General features: G+C 36.4%; 18 protein-coding genes, 1 tRNA gene and 1 other annotated feature. Of the genes, 4 read left to right on the forward strand and 15 right to left on the reverse strand.

What is annotated here, in order from left to right:
- The first annotated feature begins 662 nt into the window (after positions 1-662).
- Both cysK and epsC read left to right on the forward strand, forming a co-directional pair.
- Complete coding sequence (gene cysK, locus HMPREF2801_RS02795) at positions 663-1,553, forward strand: cysteine synthase A (RefSeq protein WP_070610453.1); 891 nt, start codon at positions 663-665, stop codon at positions 1,551-1,553.
- Positions 1,546-2,097: a serine O-acetyltransferase EpsC gene (gene epsC / locus HMPREF2801_RS02800; protein ID WP_070610454.1), complete on the forward strand. Its 552-nt coding sequence runs from the start codon at positions 1,546-1,548 to the stop codon at positions 2,095-2,097. The genes cysK and epsC overlap by 8 nt, the downstream gene beginning before the upstream one ends.
- A 162-nt stretch (positions 2,098-2,259) precedes the next feature.
- Here the strand turns inward: epsC and rplL are convergent, their stop codons facing one another.
- The 10 genes from rplL to HMPREF2801_RS02850 form a co-directional block, all read right to left on the reverse strand.
- Positions 2,260-2,643: a 50S ribosomal protein L7/L12 gene (gene rplL, locus HMPREF2801_RS02805; protein ID WP_070610455.1), complete on the reverse strand. Its 384-nt coding sequence runs from the start codon at positions 2,641-2,643 to the stop codon at positions 2,260-2,262.
- Positions 2,644-2,690: 47 nt separating this feature from the next.
- Positions 2,691-3,227 (reverse strand): 50S ribosomal protein L10, encoded by a 537-nt coding sequence (gene rplJ / locus HMPREF2801_RS02810; protein ID WP_070610456.1) that lies wholly within the window; start codon positions 3,225-3,227, stop codon positions 2,691-2,693.
- Between the two features lie 8 nt (positions 3,228-3,235).
- Positions 3,236-3,357: a sequence feature (ribosomal protein L10 leader region), on the reverse strand.
- Positions 3,358-3,450: 93 nt separating this feature from the next.
- Positions 3,451-4,152, reverse strand: a complete 702-nt coding sequence (rplA, locus tag HMPREF2801_RS02815) for a 50S ribosomal protein L1 (protein WP_070610457.1) — start codon at positions 4,150-4,152, stop codon at positions 3,451-3,453.
- 39 nt (positions 4,153-4,191) lie between these two features.
- Positions 4,192-4,617, reverse strand: a complete 426-nt coding sequence (rplK, locus tag HMPREF2801_RS02820) for a 50S ribosomal protein L11 (RefSeq protein WP_019125658.1) — start codon at positions 4,615-4,617, stop codon at positions 4,192-4,194.
- A gap of 47 nt (positions 4,618-4,664) precedes the next feature.
- Positions 4,665-5,207, reverse strand: coding sequence for a transcription termination/antitermination protein NusG (gene nusG / locus HMPREF2801_RS02825; RefSeq protein WP_070610458.1), 543 nt, complete (start codon positions 5,205-5,207; stop codon positions 4,665-4,667).
- 14 nt (positions 5,208-5,221) lie between these two features.
- The gene (secE, locus tag HMPREF2801_RS02830) at positions 5,222-5,437 is read right to left on the reverse strand and encodes a preprotein translocase subunit SecE (protein WP_070610459.1); all 216 of its coding nucleotides are present in this window, start codon (positions 5,435-5,437) and stop codon (positions 5,222-5,224) included.
- A 9-nt stretch (positions 5,438-5,446) separates the two neighbouring features.
- Positions 5,447-5,596, reverse strand: a complete 150-nt coding sequence (rpmG, locus tag HMPREF2801_RS02835) for a 50S ribosomal protein L33 (RefSeq protein ID WP_010242627.1) — start codon at positions 5,594-5,596, stop codon at positions 5,447-5,449.
- 125 nt (positions 5,597-5,721) lie between these two features.
- Positions 5,722-8,019, reverse strand: coding sequence for an ATP-dependent DNA helicase (locus HMPREF2801_RS02840; RefSeq protein ID WP_070610460.1), 2,298 nt, complete (start codon positions 8,017-8,019; stop codon positions 5,722-5,724).
- Between the two features lie 37 nt (positions 8,020-8,056).
- Positions 8,057-8,521, reverse strand: coding sequence for a tRNA (cytidine(34)-2'-O)-methyltransferase (locus HMPREF2801_RS02845; RefSeq protein WP_019125663.1), 465 nt, complete (start codon positions 8,519-8,521; stop codon positions 8,057-8,059).
- Positions 8,515-10,071, reverse strand: coding sequence for an NAD(P)/FAD-dependent oxidoreductase (locus HMPREF2801_RS02850; protein WP_070610461.1), 1,557 nt, complete (start codon positions 10,069-10,071; stop codon positions 8,515-8,517). Before HMPREF2801_RS02850 ends, HMPREF2801_RS02845 begins: the two co-directional genes overlap by 7 nt.
- A gap of 82 nt (positions 10,072-10,153) precedes the next feature.
- Between HMPREF2801_RS02850 and lepB the strand changes: the two genes are divergently transcribed.
- Positions 10,154-10,675 (forward strand): signal peptidase I, encoded by a 522-nt coding sequence (gene lepB / locus HMPREF2801_RS02855; protein WP_070610462.1) that lies wholly within the window; start codon positions 10,154-10,156, stop codon positions 10,673-10,675.
- A gap of 10 nt (positions 10,676-10,685) precedes the next feature.
- Here the strand turns inward: lepB and HMPREF2801_RS02860 are convergent, their stop codons facing one another.
- The 3 genes from HMPREF2801_RS02860 to HMPREF2801_RS02870 are packed head-to-tail and all read right to left on the reverse strand — an operon-like array spanning position 10,686 to position 12,971.
- A complete protein-coding gene (locus HMPREF2801_RS02860; protein ID WP_070610561.1) occupies positions 10,686-11,837 on the reverse strand; it encodes a sensor histidine kinase in 1,152 nt (383 codons plus the stop codon).
- Complete coding sequence (locus HMPREF2801_RS02865; RefSeq protein ID WP_070610463.1) at positions 11,824-12,498, reverse strand: response regulator transcription factor; 675 nt, start codon at positions 12,496-12,498, stop codon at positions 11,824-11,826. Before HMPREF2801_RS02865 ends, HMPREF2801_RS02860 begins: the two co-directional genes overlap by 14 nt.
- On the reverse strand, positions 12,495-12,971 hold the full coding sequence (locus HMPREF2801_RS02870; RefSeq protein ID WP_070610464.1) for a dihydrofolate reductase: 477 nt from the start codon (positions 12,969-12,971) through the stop codon (positions 12,495-12,497). Before HMPREF2801_RS02870 ends, HMPREF2801_RS02865 begins: the two co-directional genes overlap by 4 nt.
- A 160-nt stretch (positions 12,972-13,131) precedes the next feature.
- Here HMPREF2801_RS02870 and HMPREF2801_RS02875 point away from each other — a divergent pair.
- Positions 13,132-13,205: transfer RNA gene (locus tag HMPREF2801_RS02875), tRNA-Cys, on the forward strand.
- 85 nt (positions 13,206-13,290) lie between these two features.
- Here the strand turns inward: HMPREF2801_RS02875 and HMPREF2801_RS02880 are convergent.
- Positions 13,291-14,460: a S41 family peptidase gene (locus HMPREF2801_RS02880; protein ID WP_070610465.1), complete on the reverse strand. Its 1,170-nt coding sequence runs from the start codon at positions 14,458-14,460 to the stop codon at positions 13,291-13,293.
- Positions 14,460-15,677, reverse strand: a complete 1,218-nt coding sequence (locus HMPREF2801_RS02885; protein WP_070610466.1) for a murein hydrolase activator EnvC family protein — start codon at positions 15,675-15,677, stop codon at positions 14,460-14,462. Before HMPREF2801_RS02885 ends, HMPREF2801_RS02880 begins: the two co-directional genes overlap by 1 nt.
- Positions 15,678-15,689 lie beyond the last annotated feature (12 nt).

Raw genomic sequence — 15,689 nt, forward strand, 5'->3', positions numbered from 1 at the left:
AACCGATTTTTTTGCTTATCTTATACACTCCCATTAGTCTACGGCTATAGCTAAAGTTGTTCTCCTAATATCTTAATTAAAAAAGTGGATCAGATAAAAATCTCGTGGAAAATAGTTAAGTTGGCAAGAGTGCCCAGCTTGTTGTTATGGTTGTCAGGCAGTCGTCTTTGCCAATATGCCGTAGAAGTCATCAGGCAGTAAGCAAAAAGTTCGAAGGCGTTAAAAAATTTTGCTGTTTGAGCTCGAAGAACGAGTTCAAAATTTTAGCCGTAGGACTTTTTGCGTAGCCGTGGGTCGAGGCCCCTGCCAGGGCACAGGGGTGTGGGGGAGGTCAAAGGAGGGGGTAGAGGGGGGCATTGCCGCCCCCTCTACCCCCTCCTTAAAATAAATTTTACTTTGCCTTTCTAAAAAGCAAATTTTTTCTCTCCTTGACAAAACAAAAAAATAATAGTATAGTCTACACATATTGATGAGGCGATAATAATGAAAAACTTTAATAACTTTAAAAATTTCACAAGCCAAGCATTCTGTTGTTGTTCTATAAAAATTTTATAGGACTTATTTGAATGTGAATCAATATTTTAAAATTTTTAAGCAAGAAGATTTTGAGAGTATATGAATTCATATACTCTCTTTTTTTATTTAGTTTTAAGGAGGACAAAATGACAAAATTATTAGAAACAATTGGCCAATCAAAACTCGTTCAACTAGAAAACATTGGCGACGGAAATATTTTTGTAAAGGTGGAAAAATCTAATCCAGCAGGCTCAATTAAGGATAGGGCTGCTCTTTACATGATAAAGGGCGCCATAGAAGATGGCTCTCTCAAAGAAGGAATGGAAATTGTTGAGCCAACTAGCGGCAACACTGGCATAGGCATTGCCATGATTGGTCGTGCACTTGGCTACAAGGTAAATATAGTCATGCCTTCTTCCATGTCCCTTGAAAGAAGAAATTTAATTGCATCCTTTGGTGCAAATTTAATTTTAACTGGCGAAGGCGGAATGCAAGAAGCTGTTGACAAGGCAAAGGAACTTGTTGCCACAGGAAATTATTTTATGCCAAACCAATTTGAAAATAAATACAATGCCCTTGCCCATGAAGAAACTACTGGTCCAGAAATTTATAGGAACCTAAAGGACCTTTCAGGTTTCATAGCAGGTATTGGGACTGGTGGTACTGTTACTGGCATTGGAAGATATTTGAAGTCACAAAATAAAAATATAAAAGTTTGGGGACTTGAACCTGATGAATCTCCACTTATTACAAGGGGTAAGGCTGGCGTCCACAAAATCCAAGGCATTGGCGCAAACTTTATTCCAGGAGTTTTGGACCAAAAAGTTCTCGACAAAACTATAACAGTAAAATCAGATGAGGCAATTGAAATGGCAAGAAGACTTTCTCGCCAAGAGGGACTTTCAGTGGGAATATCAGCAGGTGCAAATGTCCTTGGCGCTTTAATGATGCAAAAAGAAATTGGCGGCAAGATTGTAACAGTTGCTCCTGACACTGCAGAAAGGTATATGTCTACAGACTTATTTAAAAATGACTAATTTTTTTAAAGAATTAAAATCCTATGGGAAATTTATTTTAAGAGAAGATCCCGCTTGCAAAAGCTTATTTGAAGCTATATTTATGTATCCCATTGTGTCAGCCATGATCCGTCACAGAATTGCCCACTACTTTTATGAAAAAGACCACACCACTCTTGCCCGATGGATTTCCCAAAGGTCTCGCAAAAAAACTGGAATCGAAATTCATCCTGGTGCAAAAATTGGCAAAAATCTCTTTATCGACCATGGCATGGCTGTGGTCATAGGAGAGACTGCAGAAATTGGTGACAACTGCCACATGTATCACAACATAACTCTTGGTGGTACGGGAAATGAAAAGGAAAAGAAAAGACACCCAACAGTGGGAAACAATGTAATAATAGGAACAGGTGCCACTGTCCTTGGTCCGGTAAAAATTGGTGACGGGGCAAAAATCGGAGCAGGTGCCCTTGTCCTCACAGACATCCCTGCAAACTCTACTGCCGTTGGAGTTCCAGCTGTAGTTGTAAAATTTCACGACCCCAGCGAAAATAAATACCACTAATTTATTTTAAAGGAATAATTTCATAGGCAAAACTTTATTAACTATCAAAAAAAGAGAACTCGCCGTAAAATGAGTTCTCTTTTTCTTTACAAACTTATAAATTATTTCCACAAAAAAAACTGCCCCAATGGGACAGTTTCTTTAAAATTTAAATAAGTTAAATTATTTAACTTCTACAGTTGCGCCAGCTTCTTCAAGTTTAGCTTTGATGTCGTCAGCTTCGTCTTTTGAAACGCCTTCTTTAACTGCTTTAGGTGCTCCGTCAACTACTGCCTTTGCATCTTTAAGTCCAAGTCCTGTAAGGTCTTTAACTACTTTGATAACTTTAACTTTTTCTTGTCCTGCTTCAGTGATGATTACATCAAATTCAGTTTTTTCTTCAGCTGCTGCTGGAGCTGCGCCACCTGCTACTGGAGCTGCTGCTACTGCTGCTGGAGCTGCTGCTGATACTCCGAATTCTTCTTCAAGAGCCTTAACTACTTCTGATAGTTCTAATACTGTAAGTTCTTTAACTTCTTCAATTAATTTTTCTACTTTTTCTGACATTTTATTTCCTCCGTAATTTTAATAATTTTAATTTTTTTGCATATTAATTATGCTGCTTCATTTTCTTTCTTATCAGCGATTTGTGCAATAACTCTTGCAAATCCTGATAGTGTTCCATTTAATACATTAGCAAATCCTTGGATTGGTGCGTTCAAGCCTCCAAGAACTTGTGCAACAAGAACTTCCTTAGATGGTAATTTAGCAAGTGCATCAACTTCAGAAAGTGATAATACTTTTCCGTCAACATAACCTGCCTTAATTTCTAATGCTTCATGACTTTCTGCAAACTCAGATGAAATTTTTGCTGCGGATGCTGGATCTTCCATTCCGAAAGCAATAGCGCTTGGTCCCTTTAAAAATTCTTCAAGACCACTTACTTCTAGTTCTTCAAAGGCACGTCTCATCATTGTGTTTTTGTAAACTTTGTAGTCAACATTTGCATCTCTAAACTTACTTCTAAGTTCAGTTACTTCTTCAACTGTTAGACCTCTGTAATTTACAAGTACAATTGACTGTGCACCTTGTATTTTTTCTTTAATTTCATCTACTAGGGCTTGTTTTGATTGTAATTTTTCTTCTTTCAATTTGTCACCCCCAAAATAAAAAAATCTCACGCCGCCGTGAGATGTGAAAATCAAATAAATCCGAATTTCAAACCTCGGTAGGACTTATGGCATTGCCACCTACTGTCTGCGGCTTAGTAACATTGATATTATATACAGTCTAATGTGCCTTGTCAAGGCTTTTTTTGATTTAATTTAAAAAAAACCACAGATTTCATGGAGAAGTCTGTGGTCTTAGGTGTTTTTATTTTTCCATTAATTTTTGTCCATTGATTTTAATTCCAGGACCCATTGTTGATGCAACTGTTACTGATTTTAAATAACGACCCTTTGCAGCTGCTGGTTTTGCTTTTATTATAGCCTCTGCAATTGTCTTAAAGTTTTCAGCAAGTTTTTCAACTCCGAAAGAAACTTTTCCGATTGGAACGTTAATGATTGCAGCCTTGTCTACTCTGTATTCAACTTTACCTGCTTTAGTTTCTTTTACGGCTTGTTCTACATCAAATGTAACTGTACCTGATTTAGGGTTTGGCATAAGTCCCTTTGGTCCAAGAACTCTACCGATTTTACCAACTACGCCCATCATGTCTGGAGTTGCAATAATTACATCAAAATCAAACCAGTTTTCGTGTTGGATTTTTTCAACTAATTCTTCTCCACCTGCATAGTCAGCACCTGCTGCTTCAGCTTCTTTAATTTTTTCTCCCTTTGCAAGAACAAGAACTCTAATTTGTTTACCTGTTCCGTTAGGAAGAACTACAGTACCTCTTACTTGTTGGTCAGCGTGTCTTGGGTCAACACCAAGTCTTACTGCAAGTTCTACTGTTTCGTCAAAGTTTGCCTTAGCAGTCTTTATAACTAAGTCAAGAGCTTCATTTACATCATATAAATTTGATTTATCTACTAGCTTTGCGCTATCTTGATATTTTTTACCTCTTTTTGGCATATTTACCTCCTTCGTGGTACTTGCGGCCTAGCCTCCCACTTATCTTTCTACTTCTATACCCATACTTCTAGCTGTACCTGCGATCATTTCCATAGCAGCTTCAACGCTTGCTGCGTTAAGATCAGGCATCTTTGTTTTAGCTATTTCTTCTACTTGAGCCTTTGTCAATTTTCCAACTTTTTTCTTGTTAGGTTCACCACTTGCCTTAGCCATATTAAGAGCTTTCTTAATAAGAACTGCAGCTGGTGGAGTCTTTGTGATAAAAGTGAAAGAACGATCTTGATAAACTGTTAGAACAACAGGGATAATCATACCTGCTTGATCTTGAGTCTTTGCGTTAAATTCCTTTGTGAACTGCATGATGTTTACACCATGTGGTCCTAGTGCAGTACCAACTGGTGGAGCTGGTGTAGCTTTTCCTGCAGGAATTTGTAATTTTACTAATGCTATGACTTTTTTTGCCATTTTATTTCCTCCTTGTGGTAATGCGGGTTTACCCTCCCACACATTTCTTACTCTTTAATAATCTGATTGAAATCCAATTCAACAATTGTATCTCTTCCAAACATTGAGATACATACCTTAACCTTAGCTTTGTCGTAATTGAAGCTGTCGATTTTACCTACCAAATCTTTAAATGGTCCATTAATAACTTTGACAACTTCTCCTACATCGAAGTTATCGAATAACTCTTTGCTATCGGTAACTCCTAGTAGCAACACTTCTTCATCTGTTAGTGGCACAGGCTTTGAAGCTGGTCCAACGAAACCAGTTACTCCTCTTGTATTTCTCACAAGATACCAAGTTTCGTCGTTCATAATCATGTTGACAAGGACATAAGATGGAAACATCTTTCTTTCCTTTGCCTTGGAAACTCCATCCTTAGTTTCAACATAGTCTTCCATAGGAATTCTAATGTCGAAGATGACATCTTCCATACCACGATTGTGAACCATAGCTTCCATGTTTGCCTTTACCTTTTTTTCATAACCTGAATAAGTGTGAATTACATACCATTTTGAAGCTTCATTGCTATTAAGTTCTTGTGTATCCAACTAAAACACTCCAATCAATAAATAAAACCAAATAAAAACATTATGATTTTATCATATGCTAATAGTAGTAATGATGACAAAATAACTGCAACAATTACTATTATAGAATATTTGATTACAGTATCCTTAGAAGGCCATACAACCTTTTTGAATTCAGATTTCACACCTCTAAAGTATCTACCTAGACCGCCTTTTTTTTCTTCAGTCTTAGGTGCTGTTTTAGTAGCCATAAATCCTCCTTACTTAGTTTCTTTGTGAGTCGTATGTTCTTTACAGAATTTACAATACTTCTTTAGTTCCAATCTTTCAGTAGTATTCTTCTTGTTTTTATATGTCACATAATTTCTGTTTTTACATTGTGTGCATTCAAGTACTACTCTATCTGCCATAAAAACACCTCCAGTGCTAAAAAAAAGAGCCGCCCTTGGCTCCTTCTAATTTACTAAGTAATACTACCACATAAGTCCCCTTTTGTAAAGCTATTTGTGATAAATTTTCTCTATTTTTTCTGCTTTTAATTATTTTTTTCACCATGAAAATTTTTTAGGATTTCACTTATTTCAGCTGAGTCCATAAAATCATAAATTTTCCAGTGATTTGGCAGCAAAAATTTGTAGGGTTCAAGGGAAAATCTCTTGTCCATTAAAAGAATTTTGCCCCTGTCATCTTCAGTCCTTATGACGCGTCCTGCCGCTTGCACAACCTTTATCATGCCAGGATAAATGTAGGCGTACTCATAACCTCTCTTGTACTTTTTTTGGAAGTGACTCTTTAAAATATTTCTCTCATAGGATAGACCAGGCAGACCCACAGTTATTATGGCGACCCCTCTCAGTCTCTCGCCAATTAAGTCTATGCCCTCAGAAAAAACTCCACCCATAACTGCAAAGGCTCTTGTGCTAGAAGAAAAGGTAAACTGGTTTAAAAATTCTTGGCGGTCAGCTTCTGTCATGTCCCTATCTTGCTTAACTGCCTCCTGGTCTATGTCAAGGTATCTTTCGTAGACACTTTCCATAAAGGAATAGGATGGAAAGAAGAAAATATAATTGCCATCATCATCAGAAAAATTTTTAAGATTTTCAATTATTTCATCAATTGAATCTTCTCTATCCCTATAAACTGTTGAGATCTTATTATTTCTAAGGACCAGTAAATTTTCTGGGTCAAAAGGGGATTTTATCTTGTAATAGTTTGTCTTTTCATCTGCCCCTAAAAGTTTTCCGTAATATTTTATGGGGCTTAAGGTTGCTGAGAAAAAGACAGAAGACCTAGGTGTCCTCAAAATATTTTCAAAAATTGGTGCAATGTCAAGGGACTTAATCTTAACAGAGTTTTCACTTTTTATGGAAACAAAGTCCTTGTTGTAGTATTCCAAAATTTTGATGTACTTAAAAAGTTTAAAGTATATGTCAAGAGCATCTTCATAGCTCTTCACTTCCTTGTCCTTTATTAGAAAGTCGTTCATTGAAAAAACTGTCTTTTCCACTTCTCCATTAAAGGCTAAAAATTCATCATAGGAATAAAAAGTTTTTTCGCCTAATTTTTTAAACTCTTCTAGGGCATTTGTGAGGTGCTTTCTGGCAGCCTTTCTCTTCTTGGGAAGAAGGTCTAAAAGTTTTTCCAAGTCGCCGATAAAAACTTCTGCCGAGTACATTTCTCTCCCCCTCTCCAAGAGGTTGTGGCTCTCATCAATGAGGAGGGCGAACCTGAGCATGGAGTTTTCAAAAAATCTTTTGAGATAAACTGTTGGGTCAAAGATGTAATTGTAGTCGCAGACAATGAAGTCAGAGAAGTCCAATAAGTCCAATTGATATTCAAAGGGGCAGACCATGTGAAGTCTTGCAAATTTTTCAATATTTTCCCTAGAAAAATTGTGGCAGGAGTCAAAAATGTCTATTATGGCGTCGTTGACTCTGTCAAAGTGTCCCTTGGCATAGGGACAGTCCTTGGGATTGCAAGAAACTTTGTCATTTAAGCAAATTTTTTCCTTTGCCGTGACAATTGCAAGCTTTAATTTTAATTTTTTATTTAAAAGTCTTTCCAGGGCATCCTTGGCAGCATTTTTCCCAGTAGACCTTGCCACAAGATAAAATGCCTTGTCAATTTTATCTTCTCCCATGGCTTTAATTGTGGGGAAAATCGTGGAAATTGACTTGCCAATGCCTGTTGGTGCCTCAACAAATAATTTATTTTCCTCATCAATTGTGTTATAAACTGCAACGGAAAGTTCTCTCTGCCCCTTTCTAAAATTTTTAAAGGGAAATCTTAGTTTTTTTATGGACTCATCCCTAGTGTCCTTCCAGTCAACAATTCTCTTGGAAAACTCCAAATATTCCATTAAAGTTCCCATGAAAAAGTCGCGAAGTTCCCCAAAGGAAAAAGCCTTTTTTATGTTTAAAGTTTCTTCTGTTTCAAGTTGAAAATATGTTAGCATTACATTTATTTCATCAAGTTCATGATCTTTTGCATAAATATAGGCGTAGCACCTAGCCTGTGCCCAGTGCATGATGTTTTCTTCCTTTTTAAGGTCTTCTAGGTCCCTTGTAGTTGATTTTATTTCGTCAACTGTAACTTCCTCGGAAACTTCAATGCCATCGGCGCGACCTTCCACAGTGAAAATTATGTCCTCAATTTCTTCTGTGGTCCTCAAAAAAACTTCTGTCAAAAAATCTTTGGAGTATTCCCTTTGGACCTTTTGATGAGCCTTTATTCCCTCTATTGCCCTCTTGTTGGAAAAAAATCTCCTGTCGATGTCGCCAGACCTTTTGACGAATTCTATTAAATTTCTTACGGAGATTTTTACTTCCTTCACATAAATCCACCCTTATTTAAAATATTTTCTCAAAAAATTATTCCAAATCTAAAAAATCAAGCTGTCTCAAAGCTTCAAACAAAATAATATTTGCAGAATTTGACAAGTTTAAACTCCTGCCATAATCCTTTAACATGGGAATTCTTATAGCCATGTCATAGTTTCCGAAGATCAAATCTTCTGGTAGACCTCGAGTTTCTGGTCCAAAAACTATAAAATCGCCATCCTTAAATTTCACATCAGAATATTTTTTCTTTGCCTTGGTGGAGGCGAGATAAAAATTGCTGTCTGGATATTTTTCCACAAGTTCATCATAGGAATCGTAATAATTTATGTCTACAAGGTGCCAATAATCAAGCCCTGCCCTCTTTAAATGTTTATCGTCAACTTCAAAACCAAGAGGCTTTATTAGGTGCAGCCTCGTCTTTGTAAGGCCGCAAGTCCTTGCAATTGCACCTGTATTAAAGGGAATTTCTGGCTCATAAAATACTATATTTAACATTTTTTGTCTCCTTCTAAAATTTCTATGGCACATTTAAGTCCGTCAAGGGCAGAAGAAATTATTCCTCCAGAATAACCTGCACCTTCTCCTATGGGAAATAAATTTTCCACTTTTATGCTTCTATAATTATCTCTCACTATCCTAACTGGCGAAGATGTCCTTGTCTCCACTCCTGTTAGGATTGCGTCGTCACTTGAAAATCCGTGAACTCTTTTATCCATTACCCTAAGGGCGTTTTTTATGGCGCGATTAATGGATTCTGGATAAATTTCATTTAAATCGGCAAAGACATAGCCTGGCTTAAAAGTTGGCTTCACCTGACCAAGTTTTTCAGTCACCCTATTTTCCATAAAGTCCTTCACTCTTTGGACAGGTGCCTTGCCCTGACCCATGTCATAGGCTTTCTTTTCGATTTCATTTTGAAAATTCATGCCAGCTAGGTTCCCAGCACCAAAAATTTTATCATCAATACTTGCAACTATTGCTGAATTTGAGTTGTCGCCAGACCTGTCGTGATAGGACATGCCATTTACAACAAGCTTACCTTCTATTGAAGATGAGTTTACCACATAGCCACCTGGGCACATGCAGAAGGTGTAAACGGAGTGCGCCTGGTCTTTGTCTGTGACATTAAGCTGATAAGTTGCCGCTGGAAGTTTATCTGAGACCATGCCATACTGGGCCATCTCAATATTTTTCCTTAAATGTTCAATTCTAAAGCCTACAGCAAAAGGCTTTTGCTCAAGTAAATTATACTTATCAAGCATAGAAAAAGTATCTCTTGCAGAATTTCCAAGGGCTAAAATGTAGGCATCGGCAACATATTCTCCCTTGTCTGTTATTATTTTATTTATTTTTCCATCTTCTATGTCAAAATCAATAAGCTTTTCGCTGAATTTATATCTTGCACCTTGACTTTCAATTTCACGCCTCATATTTTTTATGACGTCACGCAAAATATCTGTCCCTATATGAGGTTTTTGCTCGTAGAGAATATCTTCTGGCGCTCCATTTTCCACAAAGATGTCAAAGACATGAGAGACCCTCTTGTCTTTTGATCTGGATGTTAGTTTGCCGTCAGAAAAAGTTCCTGCGCCGCCTTCTCCAAATTGCACATTGGAATTTTCGTCCAGTCTTCCACTTTCGTGAAGTTCATCAATGTCCTTTACTCTTTCATCAACTGCCTTGCCCCTTTCAATTAGGGTCACCTTTACGCCCTTCTTTGAAAGCAAATAGGCAGCAAAAAGTCCTGCAGGTCCAGTCCCAACTATGACCGCAGTTTTTATATTGTTAAGATTATTAACTTCAAGCTTTTCTTCATGAAATTCATCAATATTATTTTTAAGTCTCTTGAGAGTTTTTTTATCTATGTCCTTTAATTCTAAATCCACTAAAACTTGGTAGATGTAATTAATTTCACATCTTGCATCTAGGGATTTCTTGTAAATTTTATAGTCAAAATCCTTTTTATTTAATTCCTTTTCAATTTTTCCTCGCAAAAATTTTTCGTCCTTGTCGTAGGGAACTTTAATATTTCTTAAAATAATCATATTTTCACCAAAAACATTATAACACGAAAAAATCCCATTTTACCAAATTGTGATTAATGCTATAATAAAAAAGGAGGTTATAATGAAAAAAGATTTATCTTACATAAAAGTTATAGTTATTGCAGTTATACTTGCACTTTTTATGAGAACTTTTCTCTTTAATATAGTTAGAGTTCAGCAAACTTCAATGTATCCAACTGTAAAACCCAATGATATAATTTTGTCATCTTCCCTCTACAGGTTCAAAAAAGATTTTAAAAGAGGCGACATTGTTGTCTTTAAATCCCCTTCAGAAAACAAAATGCTAATCAAAAGAATTGTAGGACTCCCTGGAGAAAAAGTTGAAATTTATGATGGATCAATTTATATTGACGGGAAACTTTTAGAAGAAAAGTATTTTAAGGAAAAACCCTATACTCTATCTCCTACAAGTGAATTTGAAGTCCAAGCCGATGAATTATTTGTTCTTGGTGACAACAGAAGTCCTAATGGATCTGTGGACTCGAGAATCTTTGGTCCAATTAAAATAAAAAACATAAGATCTCATCCTTTTTATAGGATCTTTCCAATAAATTCAAAAAAAATTATAAATGAAATTAACTAAAATAGAGACCTCATAGGGTCTCTTCTTTTGTTTTTGGCAAAATTATTTCAAATACTGTTCCTATAATTTCACCCTTTTCATTTTTGTTGTCTAAAATTTTTATGTCGCCCCTTAATTTTTCCATTATATTTTTCACGAGGTTTAAGCCAATGCCGTAGCCGCCGCTCTTTCGGTTTCTGGACTCATCAACCCTATAAAACAAATCAAAAACTTTATCTTTATCCTCGTCGCTGATTCCCACGCCAGTATCTCTCACTTCTATAAAATAATTTTCTTCATCTTCTCTAAAATCAAAGGAAAGACTTCCGCCGTCAATGTTATAAAGTATTCCATTTTTGCCAAGGTTAAAGAGGACCCTCTCTAGCAAAATGTCATTGGAATAAATTATTTTATCTTCCAGCTTGGAAATAATCTTCACATTTTTTTCTTCTGCCAAGTCCTCCAAGTCAAAGGCAACTTCTTCCACTAAGTCTCTTAGGTTAAAATTTCTTAAAAGAGCATTTTCCCTGCGATTTAAAAATAAAAGGGACTCAATGATTTTTGAAATTCTGTCTATGTTTTCGTCAAAATTATCTAGTAGGTCTTTTAAGTCCCCATCAGAAACTTTATTTTTCATAAGATAAATTTCAAGTGAAGACTTTATTATGGAAATTGGGGTGTTTAGCTCGTGAGCAATGGCAGATGAAAGGGCCTTTTCCCTGGCATAACTTGAATAAATTTTATCCAGAGACTTTTCAAAGGCAAGGGAAAGCTCTTCAATCTCTTGGGACTCTCCCGGCATATAAATATTTTCTTCACTCTTTATCTTGTCCACATCGATTTCTTGAACTTTTTCCTTTAAGTCCTTTAGGGGTTTTAAAAGTCTTGAAACCAAGACATAATAAACGAGAGACCCAAGGGCAATTGTCCCTGTAATTACAATTAAGGAAAAGTTTTTTATCTCTTTCGTTGATTTTAACTTTGAATCTTCAAGGACAATAAAATAATCATCGCCCTTGGTTTTTTCTTCCTGGACAATTTTTTCGCCAATATCTAAAATTCTCTTCTCTTGATACTTGCCAATGATGTAGTTTGAGGTCGCCATCATTATTATAAAGATGAGAATTATGGAAAAAATCAGCTTGAAGACCAAGGTGTTCTTGGCATTTTTAATTTTCTTCATCAATAATGTAGCCCTTTCCAATTTCATTTCTTATAATATTTTTCCCCAGCCTTGCCTTTAATTTTTTCCTAAGGGCTGACATGTGAACCCTCACAACATTGGAAAATAAGTCTACCTCGTCATTCCAAACATGCTCCATGAGTTCTTCTGTTGTTACATATCTTCCCAGGTTGAAAAATAAATATTCCAAGATGCCTGCTTCCTTGGCTGTGAGCCTTAAATTTTCGCCATCAATGGTAAAGGTCCTCTTTGTCGTGTCAAAGCTTATGCCGCTTGTTTCTATTACTGCATCCTTTATTGTCGTTTGTCTCCTAAGAAGGGACCTAATCCTTGCCTTTAACTCCTCAAAGTGGAAAGGCTTTAGGACATAGTCGTTGGCACCCAAGTCAAAGCCGCGCACTCTGTCGTCAACATCTGATAGAGCAGTGAGCATAATAATATTTACTTCCCTGTCCCTCTCTCTAATTTCCCTTAAAATTTCAAAGCCATCTTTTTTGGGGAGATTGATGTCTAAGATAATGAGGTCGTAATCATTGGTAAAGGCCATAAAGGACCCTCCTTCGCCGTCAAGGGCAGTGTCAACTACATAACCAGAGTGGACCAAGCCCTCTCTTATGGATTCCAAAAGCCTTTCTTCATCTTCAACAAGTAAAATTTTCATTTTATCCTCTTCCATCTTTCGTGGTAAACTTTATAATTTGGATCTTTTATTTCGCTTTTATCAATTAATTCAAAGTCATCAAAGGCAGGAATAAAAGTATCTGCACCTTCCACTACTGTGTCAACTCTCGTCACGATTAACTCGTCAAGCTTATCCCACAAGAGCTTTACAATTTCTGCGCCGCCAATTACAAAAACTTCCTTGTCTGGATATTTTTTCATAATGTCTTCCAACTTTTCTATTGAATCAATATAAAACAAATCCTTCTTGTCTTCTCTATTAGACCTAGTGAAGACTACAGAAATTCTATTGGGAAGCTGCCTTCCAATGGCGTCAAAAGTATGCCTGCCCATGACAATAATATTATTTGTTGTGTAATCCCTAAACATGTGAAGGTCATCATCTACGAACAAAATTTGTTCTCCATCCTTGGCAATGGCATTCTTGTTGTCAACTAATATCAATAATTTCATCTTATCACCTGTAAAAAATTTCTTAATCTAATCATAGCCTAGAGTAAAAATTATTCAAAGACTTTTGAGACTTTTATTTCAAAAAAATTTTACATAAATAAATATAATGTAAAATTCATCTTGAAATTTTTTATTTTCTCTGCTATACTAATGTTGTTATGGCGACATAGCCAAGTGGTAAGGCACGGGTCTGCAACACCCTTATCACCGGTTCAAATCCGGTTGTCGCCTCCAAGATAATCTACTGATTTTTAGTCAGTAGATTTTTTTTTTGCATTTTTTTATATTTATTAAAAAAGCAGCCCGAGAGCTGCTAATTTTATTTTTCATTTATAACTTCTATTGCCTTTTGAAGTTGAGTGTCTGTGTCCTTGTAGTCAATGCCGATGCCCTCTACATCATCTGGCAGGTCAACTTCTATGTCTGGCACTATGCCCTTTTTGTTAATGGACTTGCCACTTGGAGTAAAGTATTCTGAAGTGGTTAGTTTTAGTCCGTCACCACCAGGTAAAGACATCACATTTTGCACTACGCCCTTGCCATAACTTGTCTTGCCAATAATTTTTGCCCTGTCAAGGTCTCTTATGGCTCCTGCCAAAATTTCTGATGCAGATGCAGAGCCTTCGTTAACTAGTACAACCATTTTGATGTCATTGTACTTGTCGTCCAATTTATAATCTTGAACCACTTCTCCCTTGTTGTCCTTTAGGGTAACAAAACTTGTCTTTGGAAGAATTGCATCGCCAATTTCAACTGCGGCGTCAACTACTCCACCAGGGTTTCCCCTCATGTCAAGGATTATGCCCTTAACGCCTTCACTTGTAAGTTCATTTAAAGCCTTAACAAAATCCTTGCCTGTTTCTTCATCAAACATAGTTATGCCAATGTAGCCAAGGTCTCCTATTTTATCTTTTATAATTGAATCGATTTTAATTTCTTCTCTTTTTATTTCAACTTCTTCAGTCTTTAAATTTTTCTTTTTGAGAAGCAAAATCTTAACACTAGTTCCCTTTTCACCACGCATCTCCTTAGATGCCTCGTTAATTTTTTCGGCGCTAAAGTCCTTGCCATTGATCTTTAAAATTTTATCTCCCGATTCAACTCCAGCCCTATCAGCTGGTGAACCCTTTATAGGTGAAATTACTGTCACAGTTCCGTCTTCGTCAGGCGAAATTATAACTCCAATACCTTGAAATTTTCCCGTAGTTGTTTCAGATAGCTTTGCCATCTCTTCAGCAGTGAGATACTGTGAATAGGGGTCGCCTAATCCTGCAACAAGACCCTTTAAAAGACCTGCCTCCAAATTTTCATCTTTAATATCTTTGTTGTAAAGATAATTTTCTCTCAAATATTTTTCTAAGACAATTACCTTGCCAAAATTTTCATTGGAAGATAGGACCTGTCTTATAGTTATCATTCTCGTAACAAAAGCAGTTGTAATTACTAAAAGTACAACTGCTATGATTTTTAAAAATTTATTATTTTTCATTAAACATATCCCAATGGATTTACAGGAGATCCATTAACCCTCACTTCAAAATGCAAATGTGCTCCAGTGGAAAGACCAGTTGAACCTACAAAGGCAACAACATCGCCTGCTTTTACAGATTCGCCTACACCTACATTTAGGGCTGAACAGTGAGCATACACTGTAACTGTGTCGCCATGATCAACCATTACTACATTTCCATAACCGCTCATTAGCTGTGACATAATAACTGTACCAGACTTGGCAGCAACTATTGGCGTGCCACTTGGGGCAGGAATATCTACGCCTGAGTGTAGCCTTGAGTATCCAAGTATTGGATGCACCCTATATCCAAAAGGAGAAGAAATAGAATAGTGACCAGGTAGGGGCCAAGTATAGCTTTGTCCATTTCTTGGTCCAGAAGATACAGTGATGTTGCTGTGAACTCTCGTTGCTCTTCTTGCTGCAGCTTCTTCAGCCTTCTTTTGGGCAGTGATTTCTTTTTGCAGTCTAGCTATTTCTGAATCTAAGGCATCCCAATTTGATTGGGCTTTTTCAAATTCAGCCTTGTATAAGTCTAAGTTTGACTCCAATACCTTCATATAATTATTTTTGGCATCGACTGCTGCTTGATAGGATTGCCTTTCATTTTCAACGGCAGCCTTGCTTGCAGATACCTTTGCCTTATCTATTTGAAGTCTTTCTTCAGTTTGCTTTATTGTGTCAATTTGTTCTTGTATAAACTCAATTAATTCCCTATCAGCTCTGGCTATAGATGAAATAATTTCGTTGTTTCTAAGTAGTTCTTCTATGTCTTTTGAATTTAAAATGACTTCAAGGTAATTTACATTGCCTCTCTTGTACATTTCCCTAAGTCTCATGCGAAGTGCATCAGTATTTTCTGAAAGATTTACCTGAGCTTCTTGCAATTTTTCTTGGTTTTCCGCTATGTCCTTATTTAGTCTTACAATTTCACTTTCAAGAGTGGAAATCTTTGCAGAAGTAACTTGAATTTTTGCATCAAGATTTTCAATATCCATGCCCACTGATTTTTTTTCATTCTCAGTGTTTGAAATATTGCTCTTTTCTTTATTAATTTTATTTTTTATTTGCATTTGCTCTTGCTTTTTTTTGTTTTTCTCAATTGTCAGGCTCTTTGAGCTCTTAGCAAGGGCACCTGTTGGCACAGCCATTAGTGCTGCAAGACATAGAGCAAGAAATTTTTTCTTACTATACATTTTTCTCCTTCA

This window comes from Peptoniphilus sp. HMSC062D09 (assembly GCF_001811425.1).
Lineage (GTDB): Bacteria > Bacillota > Clostridia > Tissierellales > Peptoniphilaceae > Peptoniphilus_A.

What these genes read in the sequence shown, in the direction of transcription:
- secE (WP_070610459.1), bottom strand. Translation starts at nt 5,437, where the DNA reads ATGGCTACTAAAACAGCACCTAAGACTGAAGAAAAAAAAGGCGGTCTA.
- HMPREF2801_RS02865 (WP_070610463.1), bottom strand. Translation starts at nt 12,498, where the DNA reads ATGAAAATTTTACTTGTTGAAGATGAAGAAAGGCTTTTGGAATCCATA.
- rplL (WP_070610455.1), bottom strand. Translation starts at nt 2,643, where the DNA reads ATGTCAGAAAAAGTAGAAAAATTAATTGAAGAAGTTAAAGAACTTACA.
- HMPREF2801_RS02880 (WP_070610465.1), bottom strand. Translation starts at nt 14,460, where the DNA reads ATGAAAAATAATAAATTTTTAAAAATCATAGCAGTTGTACTTTTAGTA.
- HMPREF2801_RS02860 (WP_070610561.1), bottom strand. Translation starts at nt 11,837, where the DNA reads ATGAAGAAAATTAAAAATGCCAAGAACACCTTGGTCTTCAAGCTGATT.
- rplA (WP_070610457.1), bottom strand. Translation starts at nt 4,152, where the DNA reads ATGCCAAAAAGAGGTAAAAAATATCAAGATAGCGCAAAGCTAGTAGAT.
- epsC (WP_070610454.1), top strand. Translation starts at nt 1,546, where the DNA reads ATGACTAATTTTTTTAAAGAATTAAAATCCTATGGGAAATTTATTTTA.
- HMPREF2801_RS02870 (WP_070610464.1), bottom strand. Translation starts at nt 12,971, where the DNA reads ATGAAATTATTGATATTAGTTGACAACAAGAATGCCATTGCCAAGGAT.
- lepB (WP_070610462.1), top strand. Translation starts at nt 10,154, where the DNA reads ATGAAAAAAGATTTATCTTACATAAAAGTTATAGTTATTGCAGTTATA.
- HMPREF2801_RS02850 (WP_070610461.1), bottom strand. Translation starts at nt 10,071, where the DNA reads ATGATTATTTTAAGAAATATTAAAGTTCCCTACGACAAGGACGAAAAA.
- rpmG (WP_010242627.1), bottom strand. Translation starts at nt 5,596, where the DNA reads ATGGCAGATAGAGTAGTACTTGAATGCACACAATGTAAAAACAGAAAT.
- HMPREF2801_RS02845 (WP_019125663.1), bottom strand. Translation starts at nt 8,521, where the DNA reads ATGTTAAATATAGTATTTTATGAGCCAGAAATTCCCTTTAATACAGGT.
- cysK (WP_070610453.1), top strand. Translation starts at nt 663, where the DNA reads ATGACAAAATTATTAGAAACAATTGGCCAATCAAAACTCGTTCAACTA.
- rplK (WP_019125658.1), bottom strand. Translation starts at nt 4,617, where the DNA reads ATGGCAAAAAAAGTCATAGCATTAGTAAAATTACAAATTCCTGCAGGA.
- HMPREF2801_RS02885 (WP_070610466.1), bottom strand. Translation starts at nt 15,677, where the DNA reads ATGTATAGTAAGAAAAAATTTCTTGCTCTATGTCTTGCAGCACTAATG.